Below are 11921 nucleotides of genomic sequence, written 5' to 3'. Positions count from 1 at the left end.
ACTCAGATTATATCAGCGATTTTCAATATATATCGATTTACCAACAATAATCGACAATATTAGCAACTTATAGAAAAAGGCTGTTCCAAAATATGGACAGCCTTTTTTCTACTTCTTTACCTTCCTGATTCTCCCCCTGATTTCACCCTTCTTATTGGGCTTCGTATACACATTTACATATGCATTCGCCTGAATGATTTCTTGCAGTAAGCTATCAAACGCTCGCCCCTGTAAAGGCCCTTCAAAATCCCCCACATTAACTACACCAGTGACGACTCCTTCATTAACACTAATACCTTGCTTTAATGGACCAAATAAACTTAAAACAATTGGACCAATTTGATTTGCTTTCCCTAAATGAATTTGGCATGATGTAACTTTTTCGATGTTTTTCAATATGATCCGGTACTGCAACTTCTTTAAATCCTCACTAAATATAAACTCTGCTACGCCATAAGCTTCTGTATTTACAGGAGGTATTTCCCTCTTACCTGTTAACCTCGCAAAGAAATGTGTTGTCATACGGGCATTCTCCTTATATAAATTTCCCAGCACTACTTCTACTACTTTATGGTTTATACATAATCATTTATGACTTTTTCAAGTGTTAATTACGAAGAAAAGATTCACATAATCTTTACATTAGAATCATTCCTTTTGCTTTACTACCTCTTGTATAATGCACTTAGAAAAACATTCTAGGAGGTCATTTTGAAAAAAAACAAATACATTTTTCATACATTATTAGAGATTTTTCTCGTTTCATTTAAATTAGGAATTACTTCATTTGGTGGCCCTGTAGCCCATCTTGGGTATTTCCACCACGAATATGTGCAAAAAAGGAAATGGATGGATGAACGGAGCTATGGAGATTTAGTAGCACTATGTCAATTCCTCCCTGGTCCTGCTAGCAGCCAAGTCGGTATGGGCGTTGGATTATTAAGAGGCGGGGTATTCGGAGCTATTATTTCATGGATTGGATTCACTTTACCGTCTGTGCTTGTTTTAGTTTTCTTCGCCTCATTCCTTAATCAGTTCGACCTTGGAAGTGCTGGCTGGATTCATGGACTAAAACTTGTAGCAGTCGCTATTGTCGCTCATGCAATATGGGGAATGGCGCAAAAATTAACGCCAGACCGAAATCGTGCGACGATTGCAATTGCAACTGCCGCAATCGCCTTATTATGGCCAAGTAGCTGGACACAAGTCATTCTCATTATCATATCTGGCTTTATCGGCTGGTTTTTATATCGCAACCAACCAATTAGTCAATCTCAACATATAAAAGTACCTATTTCAAAAAAGATAGCAGTTTCTTGTCTCGTCTTATTCTTCGGATTATTACTACTGCTACCAATATTAAGACCGTTCTCTTATTACATCGCTTTATTTGATAGTTTCTATCGCTCTGGCGCACTTGTATTTGGGGGCGGACACGTCGTACTCCCCCTTCTTGAAGGTGAGTTCGTACAAAACGGAATGATGACAAAAGAACAGTTTCTAGCTGGATACGGATTAACACAAGCAATGCCAGGACCACTGTTTACATTCGCTTCTTATATAGGAGCAGTGTTAAACGGAACGCTTGGAGTAATACTCGCAACAATTGCGATCTTTCTTCCTGCTTTCTTACTCGTTATTGGTGTTTTACCCTTTTGGGACAATGTGAGAAAAATATCTTTCATACAAGGCGCACTACTTGGAGTCAATGCGGCTGTTGTTGGTATTTTAATTGCCGCTTTTTATAATCCGATTTGGACAAGCACAATTATGAACGCTGTAGATTTTGTTTTTGCGTCTCTTCTATTTTGCTTGCTCGCTTTTTGGAAAACACCACCTTGGGTTATCGTTATACTTGGAGTCTTTGGCGGATATATTCTATCCATTTTGTAAATAAAAAAAGACGGCATAATGTAGCCGTCTTTTTTCTATTAAAACTTTACAAGCTCTATTCCTTCAGGCAACTCACTCTCTGTTAAAATACGCAATTCTTTCACGCGATCCATTACGTAAGAAGAACGCTTCACAAGCTCTGGGTCAATATAAGCTGGATGAACCATAATTTCTACCGTTTGTTCACCTTGTACTCTTTCTTTTAACTTCACGAAGTAATCTTCCGTCACACCATCTGCGTAAAAATCACTATAAAACACGTCAGAAAATGGACGCACCGCTCGCTCTTCTTCACAACGACGAATTGGAACATTATATATAGCAGCTAACCTTTCCAGAACATCGTGCAAAATCGGTAATCCGTGCACATGGTGATGACTATCTAAATGAGTTGGCGTTAATCCGTAAGATAAGAATTTCTCAATTTGGGCAGTCCATTCTCGCTCGACTTCCTCTGGATTTACGTTCCCTTCCCATACGATGCTTTGTTTATGAAACAATCCATCGCTACTTACAAGTGATGGTACGTCTCCAAGAAGCGGCTTACCTGCTGTTAATACGAGATGTACGCCTACTCCTAATGTTTTATACTCTTTTGCTAAGCGTACCGCATGCTCTGTTCCTGGCATATTCATCATCATCGTCGTTGAATTTACAAGTCCATTTATATGCCCATCAATAATACCGTAATTTGTACCTTCTGTAAGACCGAAATCATCTGCATTTACAATTAATTTAATCATCGTAATACCTCCTAATAAAGTGAAACTTTAATCAGTGGGGGGTCTTCACCCCCCACTGATTATTAGTTGAACCAATCGGACTTTTATGGGCAGCCCGACCCCCACCTAATTTCTTTGCTTTCGCTGAATTTTGAGGTAGGGGTCTTACTGCCCATTAAAGTGGGATAGAATAAAAAAAGCGGGCTAAATAGCGCCGCTTTTATTTCTCTACCTTTTTGAAGAACTGCGGAAGATATTCTTTATGCGCTTCCAACATTTCATCTAAAATTTGTTTTGCCACTTTATCTGATGGTACAAGTGGATTAATTGTCATAGCAAGCAGCGCTTTATGATAATCCCCTGTAACAGCAGCTTCAATTGTTGTGCGCTCAAATGATTTAATTTGCTGTACTAAACCGCGAACTGGTACTGGAAGATCTCCAACTGCAATTGGTTTTGGACCTTCTTTCGTAATAATACAGTTCACTTCAACAGCCGAATCATGTGGTAAGCTTGCAATTGTTCCGTTGTTTCGTGTATTAACAGGCTGGATATCACCTTTATTATTATAAATAGACGTAATTAAGCTACATGCTGCGTCACTATAATAAGCGCCTCCACGTTTTTCTAATTGTGGTGGTTTAATATCTAAATTCGGGTCTTTATATAACTCGAATAAATCATCTTCTAATTGTTTTACTACTTCTGCACGTGTACCTTTTTCAACCGAAGCTTCTTTCTCTTCTTCTAGCATTTCACGTGTTTTGTAGTAGTAACGATGGTATGGACATGGAATTGCACGAAGGCCGCGAATAAAGTCTGGCTCCCAGTTAAGCGCAGCGATATTTTCCATCGTAATTTGCTTTTCTGGATCTGTTACAAGTTCTAACACACGATCCATTACACTTACGCCATCTAAATATACGTCTAATCCATATACCATGTGATTTAAACCTGCAAAATCAACGTGAACACGACTTGCATCTACTTCAAGCAATTTTGCAAGACCCATGCGGATTCCGATTGGAACGTTACATAGACCAACTACTCTTTCAATATTTGTATAACGAAGAACAGCTTCTGTTACCATACCAGCTGGATTTGCAAAGTTAATTAACCATGCATTCGGACAAAGCTCCTCCATATCCTTACAAATATCTAAAATAACAGGAATCGTTCTCAATGCTTTGAATAAACCACCAGGACCATTCGTTTCCTGACCGATTACATCATATTTTAACGGGATTGCTTCATCTTTTGCACGAGCTTCTAATAAACCTACGCGAAGCTGCGTCGTTACGAAATCAGCATCTTTTAATGCTTCGCGGCGATCAAGCGTTAAATGTACCTCAATTGGTAAACCAGATTTTTTCACCATACGTTTCGCTAAGTTACCAACGATTTCTAACTTTTCTTTTCCTGCCTCAATATCTACTAACCAAATTTCACGAACAGGAAGCTCATCATAACGCTTAATAAATCCTTCAATTAACTCTGGTGTATAACTAGATCCACCGCCGATTGTAGCAATTTTAATTCCAGTCATGCTTTATTCCCCTTTCGCTTCAAGCTTTTTATAAAGATCGATAAACTCTGCTGCTAATTCTTTTACTGTAATCGCATTCATTAAATGATCTTGTGCGTGAATTAAAAGAACACTAATCTCTGTTTTTTCTCCTCTTGCTTCTGATTGTATGAGCTCCGTTTGAAAATGATGCGCTTCATTAATCGCTTCTTTCGCCTTTGCCATCGCTTCATCAGCTTCTGCCATTTTCCCCTGTTTGGCAAATTGAAGTGCCTCCATTGCAAAGCTTCGTGCATTACCACTATTTAAAATCAATTGGAATGGAATTTGTTCTGCTGTAGTCATCAAAATTACCGCCCTCTCTATTATCGTTCAACCGACTTACATACCCCTTCAGTTTGAACATTTCTATTAAAATATTAATTTATGAATGATAGTTTGGTGTTCTTGTAGATGAGTATCATCTTTTTGAACATGATATAAAGGTTAGTTGTTCTGACGAGCTATAAAAACTCGTCAGAACAATACTTTTTAAAGTGATACTGAATTGTCATTTCCTTTTGTTTCAGCTTTTGCAGCTTGTACATAAGTACGGTCACACATTAATACAAATGGATAGTAAATTACTACCGCAATTGCAAAGTTCACTACTTGTAATGCTGCACCAGCAATGCTTCCGCCCGCTACAAGATAACCACTAAAGATTGGTGGCATTGTCCATGGAACTAAAGCAACTGTTTTTGGTACCCATCCTAAAGAGATTGCTGTATAAGAAGTAATAACTAATACCACTGGTGTAAGTACAAATGGAATAATTAATGCTGGATTTAATACAATTGGTGTACCGAAAATAACTGGTTCGTTAATATTGAAGAAACCAGGTCCGATAGATACGCGACCTACACCGCGAAGCTGCGCACTTTTTGCAACAAGCATTACTGCAACTAAGAATGCTAATGTTGCACCAGATCCACCGATATATACATATACATCAAAGAATGGTTTTGTGAAGATGTGCGGTACATCATATGCAGACATACCATCGTTAAATAATTTAATATTCTTTTCTAATGCTGGTAAATAAATTGGGTCAATAATACCACCCACGATATTAGGACCATGTAATCCGAAGAACCATAATACGTGAATAAGTAATGCTACAATAATTGCACTTGGTAATGTACCTGCTAAACCTTGTAATGGTACTTGAATTGTTTCAAATACGATTTTATGAATGCTTGTTCCTGCTAATTTCACTGCTAATTGAATACTTGCTGTTACGATTAAAATAACGAATGCTGGAACTAATGCTGCGAATGATTTCATTACTGCTGGTGGAACACCATCTGGCATTTTAATTGTAATATCTCTTTGAACAAAGAATCTAAATGCCTCTGTTACAAGAAGAGCTACAATTATAGAAACGAATAAACCTTGTGATCCAGTCCATGCTAAATCAATACCGCCTTCTTTTGGCGTTGTCGGAGAAATAATGATTAATGCACCGAATGTAATGATTGCTGCTGACAACGCGTCAACGCCGTAAGATTTCGCTAAATTATAACTTATCCCTACTGCGACTATGAGGGCGAGTATAGCGAAGGAACCTGCCCACATACCGCCGCCGATATCTTTCCAAACTTCCCCGAATGCACCTTTCATAAATTTTTGGAATGCATCCACTGGTAAGTTATTAATAAGTATTGCAAATGATCCAACTAAAATAAGTGGCATAACGGCGATAAATCCATCACGGATCGCAACTAAGTGGCGCTGCGATCCAATTCTACCTGCGATTGGGACTAAATATTTCTCCATAAATGCAATAAACTTTTGCATTTTACTTCCCCCCTAATTATTTTTTAAGTGTTAATGCGTGATCTAAAACTGCTTCTCCATTCATCATGCCGTAGTGCATTGGATTGATAACGTCGATTCCAACGTTTCTCTCATCAGCGAGCGTTTTCATTGAAGAAAGCATGTAACGAACTTGTGGTCCTAATAATAATACGTCTGCTTGATCGATATTTGTTTTTACTGCATCCCCAGATACAGCCCAAATCTTTCCTTCTAAACCGCGAGCTTTTGCAGCCGCTTCCATTTTTGTAACTAGTAAACTTGTAGACATCCCTGCTGAGCAACATAATAAAATATTCATTTGAAAATCCCCCTTGTGTAGTATAAAAAATTTATATTTTATTTATTTTTCTTTACGCTATTTATTAATGCAATTAGCGTGCCAACTTTTTAAAACCACTAAATTCAGCACTTTTTCGACCATTTTCTTTGTGTGTTAACGCTTTCAATTAGTGTGTCGACCAAAAAACACACAGTGTGTTATAAAACAACACGCTTTTAACACATAACTGTATGAAAATAGATTAGTGTTTAGTTGTCTAGTTGTGCTTAAAACAAAAAAACACTAAAAAAATTTTTTTAGCGTGAAAATCTATTAAAAAAACTCCTCTATCTATTGTCCAAGCAAACTCTACTAAATCACATAGAATAGAGTAAAGTAACACAATTCGAAAGGGGATTCCTATGCCAAAACATAGAAAACAAAGCAAAATAAAGATTTATAGAATAACAAGCTATAAAAAAGACAAACGTTCTGAATTAGACTCTAACAAATTTGAACTAGAACAGCAGGAAATAGAAAATAAGCAGGACAAGCACGGTAAACAAGGCAAACAAGACAAACAGGATAAACAGGACAAGCAAGCACAAACGGAAAATGTAGTCATAGTACCCACGGATTCACACAACCTAGATATATGGGATGAAATTTCTTTAAAAGAAATACAAGCTGGTGAACATACAAGTTTATTGAATGAAAAAAGCAATTATCAAAATATTCATTTGCTACAAGTAAGCGATATCCGTTTATATTTGGACAAGCAACTACAATTCAGTTCCGTCGATGAGCAAATTTATCATGAAGCACTTGTACATCCAATTATGTCAAAAGTAATTGATCCAAAACGTGTTCTCATATTAGGTGGTGGCGATGGTCTTGCCCTGCGAGAAGTTTTGAAATATGAAACTGTGCTACATGTAGACCTTGTTGATTTAGATGAGGCAATAATTAATATGGCACGTAATGTTCCAGAAATAGTATCTTTAAACAACAATGCATTTTTGGATAGTCGCGTGAATGTGCACGTATGTGATGCGAAAGAATTTCTAAATTCTCCTTCATCCTTATACGATGTAATTATTATTGATTTTCCTGATCCAGCAACAGAAATTTTAAGTACTTTATATACAAGCGAACTTTTTGCTCGGATAGCTACATTCTTAACAGAAGATGGTGCATTCGTCTGCCAATCTAATTCACCTGCTGATGCACCTCTTGTATATTGGAGTATCGGTAATACAATTGAACATGCGGGATTAACTGTGAAAAGTTATCATACAATCGTTCCTTCTTTCGGAACTGACTGGGGATTTCATATTGCCGCTAATTCTGCCTATGTACTCGATCAAATTGAGCAATTATACGTAGTGCCAACACCTCGAACATTACCTTCTCTTCTTTCTCCTTTATTTCAATTTAGAGAAGAACATTTAGAACAACGTAATCTCGCTCTTTTAAACTCAGAATCGAATCTTGTCCTACATCAATGTTACAAACAGGAAATGGAATTTTAACAACATTATAGTAAGGAGCGTTACCTTATGGAATATTCTACTTTCGGTAAGCATATAATAGTAGATTTATGGGGAGTGGATTTTTCCCTATTAGATGATATTTACTTTTTAGAACATCATTTAGTCCACGCTGCTGATCAATCTGGTGCCCACGTTTTAAACGTAAGTACAAAAGAATTCGATCCACATGGTGTTACTGTTTTAGTTTTACTATCTGAAAGCCACCTTTCTATTCACACTTATCCAGAAAAAAATTTTGCAGCCATTGACTGTTACACGTGCGGTACAACCGTTGAACCGCAAATAGCGATTGATTATATCGTAAGTATATTGAAACCAAATGAGATGCATATAAAAAGATTAATTCGTGGTATAGGAGAAATTGTTACTGTCGATTAAATATCACTCTTACTCATTTGTAAAAAGGAGGATTGTAAATACCATCAGTGGAACACATATTCCACTGATGGTCCAGACACATACATAAAAAAACCTTGCATAAGCAAGGTTCATTCATCCACCGACATCTTCCTATATAATTCTACAAATTCACTCGCTAATTCCTTCATCGTAATCGCATTCATTAAATGATCTTGCGCGTGGACCATCAGAAGGGTGACTTCAGTCTTTTCACCACCAGCTTCTTTCTGTATGAGGTCCGTTTGTACACGGTGCGCCTCTTTTAATTCTTCTAACGCTTCTTGTAATTTCGCTTCTGCTTCTGTAAATTCTCCACGCTTTGCGTAATCAATTGCTTCCATTGAACAACTTCTCGCATTTCCCCCATGCAAGATTAAGTGAAAGGCCTTCGTTTCTATCGTATCCATTTTAGTTCTTTACTCCCCCTTTTCTTCCGCCACTTTTTGTTTATCCCATATTTTTAAGAACGGTAAATAAATGAAGAATGCAAGCGCAAAGTTAACAAGTTGTAAAACAACACCTGAAATTTTCCCACCTGATCCTAAATATCCACTAAATAGAATTGGTGTCGTCCAAGGAACAGCAGCACCGCTCGGACGAGCAACTAATCCCCATTCCATTGCAAAGTAAGAAACAATTGTTAACACAACTGGAACCAATATAAATGGAATTAATAAAATTGGATTCATGACAATCGGCATCCCAAAAGTTACCATCTCATTAATATTAAATATACCAGGCGCAATTGACAATCTACCTATACTTTTTAATTGCTGACTTCGGGCAAATAATAACATTCCTACAACTAAAGCAAGCGTTGCACCAGATCCGCCCATATAAATCCATAAATCAAAAAACTGTGCAGTAATCGTATTTGGTATATCTTGCCCTGCTTGGTAAGCAATTCGGTTTTGATCCATTAACGACAACCAAACGGGACTCATTACACCACCAACAATAGTAGCTCCATGAATTCCACATGACCAAAGAACATGAACGAGAATAACAGCTATTATTGCGCCCCAAAGACTAGCACCAAGTACACTAAGTGGTTCCTGTAAAATTTGCCCTACAATATTATGGATACTGCCAAAAGAAGTATTTTCTATAATTAAGCGTACAATCCAAATAACCGTTACAACAATAAATCCTGGAACAAGCGCGGCAAATGAACGTGTCACAGCTGGCGGAACTGTCTCTGGCATCTTTATAATTATCTTTTTTTGTACAATAAACCGATAAAGTTCAGTAGATATAAGTGCAATAATCATTGCTACAAATAACCCTTGGCTTCCCATTAATACAGCTGGGATAGCACCTTCTACAAGTACACTCTCTTTTGTACTTGGTATAATATATGCAACTTGAAATGGCGTCGCAAGTAAAAACGTCACAAGCGACAATGCCCCGGATGCTAAAGCGTCCACTTTATAATATTCTCCAAGTCTGTAAGCGATTCCAAAAACAGCTATTAAAGCCATTATATTAAAAGTTGCACTAACTGGATACCCCAAAGCCCTCTGCCAATTCTCCCCAAACAAACCTGCCATAAAATCATTATAACCTGGTATTGGTAAAGCACTAATGATGAGGAAAAATGATCCTATAATTAAGAACGGCATCGTCAATACAAGTCCATCACGAATTGCTAGCAAATGTCTCTGCTCTGCAACCTTTCCTGCTACCGGCATTACATATTTCTCTAAAAACCGTATCATCTATCCCACTCTCCTCATGGTTTCATTGACAAAGCTGCTTGCAAGATAGCTTCTCCATTACAAAGTCCGTAATGGACGGATTGAATGACATCAACAGGTACTCCTTTCTCCTTACATAATTCTTTCATTTTCGGTAATAAATAACGTACTTGCGGTCCAAGTAAAAGTACATCGGCTTTATCAATATGGCTATTTACTTCAGAACCTGATACAGCCCAAATATTTACCTCTATTCCTCTTGCCTCTGCTGCTTTCTCCATTTTTGTAACAATCAAGCTGGAAGACATTCCCGCTGCACAGCAAAGCAAAATATTCATCCCGCTTCCCTCCCCCTTTTTCTAAACCTAAATTATGGTGCATCCCTTACCACAACTAGGTTACAAATATATATGTCTAGATTTCCTGCTGTATGCCGAGCTTAAAAACAAAAATTTCTCGGTTTTCACGCTATTCCATCTATCCATATTCTCCTAGTAAAGAGGGCTCTAACTCGCTATAATAATTCAGTATGATTTTTTAATTGATAGGAGGATATATTTATGAAGGCATATCGCTTTCCACTTATTTTATTATCTTCTATCCTAATTGGTGGTTTCATTGGTTATTTCATGGGTGCCGATGCAGTTGCTTTAAAGCCGCTTGGTGACATTTTCTTAAACTTAATGTTTACGATTGTTGTACCGTTAGTGTTCTTTAGCATCGCGTCATCTATTGCTAATATGGATGGATTAAAACGTTTCGGTAAAATTATGTCTAGTATGGCTGGGACTTTCTTATTTACGAGTATTTTAGCTGCTATTTTTATGATTATTGTCGTGAAAGTATTCCCGCCAGCACAAGGTGTTGTATTAGAATTAACACAACCTGACAAAGCAGAAAAAGCTGTTAGTGTTGCAGATCAAATCGTCGGTATTCTAACAGTATCTGACTTCTCGAAGTTACTATCTCGTGAAAATATGTTAGCACTTATTTTCTTCTCTATTTTAATGGGGGTTGCAACTTCAGCAGTTGGTGAAAAAGGAAAACCATTCGCTACATTCTTACAAGCTGGTGCAGAAATTTCAATGAAAGTTGTATCTTTCATTATGTACTACGCTCCAATCGGACTTGCTGCTTACTTCGCAGCATTAGTTGGTGAATTCGGACCGCAGCTTCTTGGAACTTACTTCCGAGCAGCAATGGTATACTATCCAGCATCTCTCATTTACTTCTTTGTCTTCTTTACGTTCTATGCATACCTTGCAGGTCGCAAGCAAGGTGTACAAGTATTTGGGAAGAACATGGTCTCTCCTACAGTTACATCTCTTGCAACTTGTAGTAGTGCTGCAAGTATTCCAGCGAACTTAGAAGCAACGAAGAAAATGGGTATTTCTTCTGACGTTCGTGAAACAGTTGTCCTTCTTGGATCTACACTTCATAAAGACGGCTCTGTTTTAGGGGGCGTATTAAAAATTGCTTTCTTATTCGGTATTTTCAACATGGAATTCGAAGGACCGAAAACATTAGCAATCGCACTTGTTGTTTCTCTATTAGTAGGAACAGTAATGGGCGCTATTCCAGGCGGCGGTATGATTGGTGAAATGTTAATCGTTTCTCTATACGGCTTCCCGCCAGAAGCATTGCCAATTATCGCAGCAATTAGTACAATCATTGATCCTCCTGCAACGATGTTAAACGTAACAGCAGATAACGCTTGTGCCGTAATGACAGCTCGCCTTGTAGAAGGTAAGAACTGGATCAAAAACAAATTTGCTTAATAGATAGAAAGAGGATGCTCGGTGTGAGCATCCTCTTTTTGTCTTTATTTGTTGATAAGTCGATATCCCTTGTCGAAACGTCGATATATTGAAAAAATCGTTGATATATTTGAAGTTATGAACGATATATCGGTTCCGTCAAGAAGTCTGTGTAATTTGATAAGGCCCAATACATTGGTTTATCCAGTATGAATTTATAATGATTTGGTATGTGAAAAGTGAAGCTAGCTTCACT

At 37.5% G+C, this 11921-nt stretch carries 13 protein-coding genes; 4 read left to right on the top strand and 9 right to left on the bottom strand.

Annotated features, from left to right (window positions below):
* Positions 1–108 precede the first annotated feature (108 nt).
* Positions 109–522: an exosporium regulatory protein ExsM gene (gene exsM, locus ACTFSI_RS18600; protein WP_000207026.1), complete on the bottom strand. Its 414-nt coding sequence runs from the start codon at positions 520–522 to the stop codon at positions 109–111.
* Between the two features lie 189 nt (positions 523–711).
* Here exsM and ACTFSI_RS18595 point away from each other — a divergent pair, with 189 nt between their 5' ends.
* The gene (locus tag ACTFSI_RS18595) at positions 712–1893 is read left to right on the top strand and encodes a chromate transporter (RefSeq protein WP_138320737.1); all 1182 of its coding nucleotides are present in this window, start codon (positions 712–714) and stop codon (positions 1891–1893) included.
* A 38-nt stretch (positions 1894–1931) separates the two neighbouring features.
* Here ACTFSI_RS18595 and chbG read toward each other — a convergent pair whose 3' ends face one another.
* From chbG to ACTFSI_RS18570, 5 genes are all read right to left on the bottom strand, one after another.
* Complete coding sequence (chbG, locus tag ACTFSI_RS18590) at positions 1932–2636, bottom strand: chitin disaccharide deacetylase (protein ID WP_000593476.1); 705 nt, start codon at positions 2634–2636, stop codon at positions 1932–1934.
* A 199-nt stretch (positions 2637–2835) separates the two neighbouring features.
* Positions 2836–4161 (bottom strand): 6-phospho-beta-glucosidase, encoded by a 1326-nt coding sequence (gene celF, locus ACTFSI_RS18585; RefSeq protein WP_070807181.1) that lies wholly within the window; start codon positions 4159–4161, stop codon positions 2836–2838.
* A gap of 3 nt (positions 4162–4164) precedes the next feature.
* A complete protein-coding gene (locus tag ACTFSI_RS18580) occupies positions 4165–4488 on the bottom strand; it encodes a PTS lactose/cellobiose transporter subunit IIA (protein ID WP_000989047.1) in 324 nt (107 codons plus the stop codon).
* A 183-nt stretch (positions 4489–4671) separates the two neighbouring features.
* A complete protein-coding gene (celB, locus tag ACTFSI_RS18575) occupies positions 4672–5979 on the bottom strand; it encodes a PTS cellobiose transporter subunit IIC (protein WP_001168840.1) in 1308 nt (435 codons plus the stop codon).
* A gap of 16 nt (positions 5980–5995) precedes the next feature.
* Positions 5996–6298: a PTS sugar transporter subunit IIB gene (locus tag ACTFSI_RS18570; protein WP_001023569.1), complete on the bottom strand. Its 303-nt coding sequence runs from the start codon at positions 6296–6298 to the stop codon at positions 5996–5998.
* A gap of 383 nt (positions 6299–6681) precedes the next feature.
* On the opposite strand from ACTFSI_RS18570, the gene ACTFSI_RS18565 reads away from it, so the two are divergent.
* Together ACTFSI_RS18565 and speD are read left to right on the top strand one after the other, a co-directional pair.
* Complete coding sequence (locus ACTFSI_RS18565; RefSeq protein ID WP_001123975.1) at positions 6682–7791, top strand: polyamine aminopropyltransferase; 1110 nt, start codon at positions 6682–6684, stop codon at positions 7789–7791.
* A gap of 27 nt (positions 7792–7818) precedes the next feature.
* Complete coding sequence (gene speD / locus ACTFSI_RS18560) at positions 7819–8190, top strand: adenosylmethionine decarboxylase (RefSeq protein WP_138320731.1); 372 nt, start codon at positions 7819–7821, stop codon at positions 8188–8190.
* Positions 8191–8300: 110 nt separating this feature from the next.
* Here the strand turns inward: speD and ACTFSI_RS18555 are convergent, their stop codons facing one another.
* The 3 genes from ACTFSI_RS18555 to ACTFSI_RS18545 are packed head-to-tail and all read right to left on the bottom strand — an operon-like array spanning position 8301 to position 10246.
* Positions 8301–8618 carry a PTS lactose/cellobiose transporter subunit IIA gene (locus tag ACTFSI_RS18555; RefSeq protein ID WP_440045555.1) on the bottom strand — a complete coding sequence of 106 codons (318 nt, stop codon included), beginning with the start codon at positions 8616–8618 and terminating at the stop codon, positions 8301–8303.
* A 9-nt stretch (positions 8619–8627) separates the two neighbouring features.
* Entirely contained in the window at positions 8628–9929 is a 1302-nt protein-coding gene (gene celB, locus ACTFSI_RS18550) for a PTS cellobiose transporter subunit IIC (RefSeq protein WP_044792018.1), read from the bottom strand.
* 14 nt (positions 9930–9943) lie between these two features.
* The gene (locus tag ACTFSI_RS18545; RefSeq protein WP_044792017.1) at positions 9944–10246 is read right to left on the bottom strand and encodes a PTS sugar transporter subunit IIB; all 303 of its coding nucleotides are present in this window, start codon (positions 10244–10246) and stop codon (positions 9944–9946) included.
* A 222-nt stretch (positions 10247–10468) separates the two neighbouring features.
* Here ACTFSI_RS18545 and ACTFSI_RS18540 point away from each other — a divergent pair, with 222 nt between their 5' ends.
* Positions 10469–11686: a dicarboxylate/amino acid:cation symporter gene (locus tag ACTFSI_RS18540; protein WP_440045554.1), complete on the top strand. Its 1218-nt coding sequence runs from the start codon at positions 10469–10471 to the stop codon at positions 11684–11686.
* Positions 11687–11921: the final 235 nt, after the last annotated feature.

The sequence above is a fragment of the Bacillus cereus group sp. MYBK101-2 genome (assembly GCF_051918845.1).
In the GTDB taxonomy this organism is placed as follows: Bacteria; Bacillota; Bacilli; order Bacillales; family Bacillaceae_G; genus Bacillus_A; species Bacillus_A paranthracis.
The sequence above is the reverse complement of the archived record's forward strand: the minus strand, read 5'-3'. Positions and strand labels throughout refer to the sequence as shown.

What these genes read in the sequence shown, in the direction of transcription:
- celB (WP_001168840.1), bottom strand. Translation starts at nt 5,979, where the DNA reads ATGCAAAAGTTTATTGCATTTATGGAGAAATATTTAGTCCCAATCGCA.
- speD (WP_138320731.1), top strand. Translation starts at nt 7,819, where the DNA reads ATGGAATATTCTACTTTCGGTAAGCATATAATAGTAGATTTATGGGGA.
- ACTFSI_RS18545 (WP_044792017.1), bottom strand. Translation starts at nt 10,246, where the DNA reads ATGAATATTTTGCTTTGCTGTGCAGCGGGAATGTCTTCCAGCTTGATT.
- ACTFSI_RS18540 (WP_440045554.1), top strand. Translation starts at nt 10,469, where the DNA reads ATGAAGGCATATCGCTTTCCACTTATTTTATTATCTTCTATCCTAATT.
- exsM (WP_000207026.1), bottom strand. Translation starts at nt 522, where the DNA reads ATGACAACACATTTCTTTGCGAGGTTAACAGGTAAGAGGGAAATACCT.
- celF (WP_070807181.1), bottom strand. Translation starts at nt 4,161, where the DNA reads ATGACTGGAATTAAAATTGCTACAATCGGCGGTGGATCTAGTTATACA.
- chbG (WP_000593476.1), bottom strand. Translation starts at nt 2,636, where the DNA reads ATGATTAAATTAATTGTAAATGCAGATGATTTCGGTCTTACAGAAGGT.
- ACTFSI_RS18570 (WP_001023569.1), bottom strand. Translation starts at nt 6,298, where the DNA reads ATGAATATTTTATTATGTTGCTCAGCAGGGATGTCTACAAGTTTACTA.
- ACTFSI_RS18565 (WP_001123975.1), top strand. Translation starts at nt 6,682, where the DNA reads ATGCCAAAACATAGAAAACAAAGCAAAATAAAGATTTATAGAATAACA.
- celB (WP_044792018.1), bottom strand. Translation starts at nt 9,929, where the DNA reads ATGATACGGTTTTTAGAGAAATATGTAATGCCGGTAGCAGGAAAGGTT.
- ACTFSI_RS18555 (WP_440045555.1), bottom strand. Translation starts at nt 8,618, where the DNA reads ATGGATACGATAGAAACGAAGGCCTTTCACTTAATCTTGCATGGGGGA.